Consider the following 1,883-nt stretch of genomic DNA (forward strand, 5'->3'; position numbering starts at 1 on the left):
CTGGTGTATGGTACGCCGGTGACGCCGATGATGTGGGTGGGCGGGGCGCTGACGCTGGCGGGCGTGGCGATCATTACGCTTCGCACGGCGAAGAAGGCGGAAGAGCGATGAAACGGGTGGCTTGCGAAGCGAGCCTTTTTCTGGCCGCGAATTCCGGGCGCGGCCGGGTTCGCACGGCCAGGAAGGCGGAAGAGCGATGAAACGGGTGGCTTGCGAAGCGAGCCTTTTTCTGGCCGCGAATTCCGGGCGCGGCCGGGTTCGCACGGCGAAGAAGGCGGACGAACGATGAGGCTTGCAGACGAGATCGAATGGCGGCCTTCGCCCAACTACAACGCCCGCGTCGTGCCGGAGGGGCAGCGGCCCATCCGGCAGATCATCCTGCATTACACGGGGATGGAGGACGGCCAGGCCGCCGAGGACTGGCTGTGCAACCCGGACTCGGGCGTCTCCTCGCACTATATCGTGCATGAGGACGGGCGGATCGTGCAGATGGTTGAGGAGCTGGACCGGGCCTGGCATGCGGGCGCCAGCCGCTGGCGCGGGCAATCCGACATCAACAGCAGCTCCATCGGGATCGAGATCCAGAACCCGGGGCATGAATGGGGATACCGCCCCTTCCCGGACGTTCAGATGCGGCAGGTGATCCGGCTGGTGGCGACCTTGAGCGTGCGCCACCGCATCGACCGGGCCGACGTGATCGGCCATGCCGACATCGCGCCCGTCCGCAAGCAGGATCCGGGCGAGCTGTTCGACTGGCCGCGCCTGGCGCAGCACCGCATCGCGCTGGCCCGGCCCGACAAGCTGCTGACCGATCCGGGCTGGCCGGACGGGGCGTTCGGGCTGGCGCTGGAACGCTTTGGCTATGACATCGCGGACCTGCCAGCCGCCACCCGCGCCTTCCAGCAGCGGTTCCGGCAGGGGCTGGTGGATGGGATCGTGGACGGGGAAACGCGGGCCATCCTGTTCACCCTGCAGGTGCTGGAGGAACAGCGGTTGCAGGCGGTGAGCGAGGACGGGTTTTAGGGGGTTCCGGACTTCATTGGCAGGGGACCCGGATCGGAGCCTTGTTTGGGAACGCCCCATGCTCCGCGATACGGCGTTGGAGGTGGCCGGCATGGCGCACATGGCAAGCGTTGTCGGCGCGGCCGAGGATGCGCGTGTGAGACGGGTTGCCGGACGAAGTGCCTTGCCGGTGGGGGCTTCGACAAGCGTAGCCTGAGCGGGCGGAGAGGGGGAATCGAGGGCGTGAAGCCGGAGCTCACGACGCCCTCGATCCCACCGCCTCAGCGGGCCAGTTTCGAGGCCATTCCCATGATGTCGTCCAGCGGGTTTCCATCCCCGTCGAGGTCGAGCATGGAGGCGAGACCGCCGAGACCGCCGGCCGCTGCCGGCTGGCCGCCGCCGAGCCCGCCCAGCACCTGACCCAGCAGGCCGCCGAGCCCGCCGCCGCCCTGCGGGGCGCCCGCGCTTGCGGATTTCGCCATCATGCCGGCGGCCGCCATGGCGACGATCGGCAGCAGCTTTTTCAGGAGATCCGGGCTGATCCCCGTGCTGGCCGAGGCTTGGCCGGCGACGGCGCGGCTGACATCGGGCGTGCCGAAGATCTGGCCCAGCACCTGGTTGCCCTGATCGACCGGAGTCGCCTGAGGGGACAGCACGGCATCGAGAAGGCCGCCGCCGCCCATGCCGCCCAGCATGCCGACCAGCCCTTCAAGGCCGGAGGGCTGGGCCTGCGCCTGCTTCTTGAAGCCGCCCAGCACGGCGGGCAGCAGCGCGGCCGCGCCGGTTGCCACCGTCTGCTGGTCCACGCCCCGTTCGCTGGCGATCTGCTGAAGGCCGCCGAGGCCGCCCAGCGCGTCGATCAGATTTGCACTCATCCCCAT

At 69.1% G+C, this 1,883-nt stretch carries 2 protein-coding genes; one reads left to right on the plus strand and one right to left on the minus strand.

What is annotated here, in order from left to right; genetic code table 11:
• Positions 1-285 precede the first annotated feature (285 nt).
• On the plus strand, positions 286-1,023 hold the full coding sequence (locus ACE3O8_RS13480; RefSeq protein WP_374390565.1) for an N-acetylmuramoyl-L-alanine amidase: 738 nt from the start codon (positions 286-288) through the stop codon (positions 1,021-1,023).
• A 260-nt stretch (positions 1,024-1,283) separates the two neighbouring features.
• On the opposite strand, the gene ACE3O8_RS13485 is transcribed toward ACE3O8_RS13480, so the two are convergent.
• Positions 1,284-1,883 (minus strand): DUF937 domain-containing protein (locus ACE3O8_RS13485; protein ID WP_374390567.1); only part of this gene is annotated, 600 nt, incomplete at its 5' end.

Source organism: Sandaracinobacter sp. (assembly GCF_041909755.1).
Taxonomy (GTDB): domain Bacteria; phylum Pseudomonadota; class Alphaproteobacteria; order Sphingomonadales; family Sphingomonadaceae; genus Sandaracinobacteroides.

Bases quoted from the DNA above. Each gene is read 5' to 3' on its own strand.
- ACE3O8_RS13480 (WP_374390565.1), top strand. From the start codon at position 286: ATGAGGCTTGCAGACGAGATCGAATGGCGGCCTTCGCCCAACTACAAC.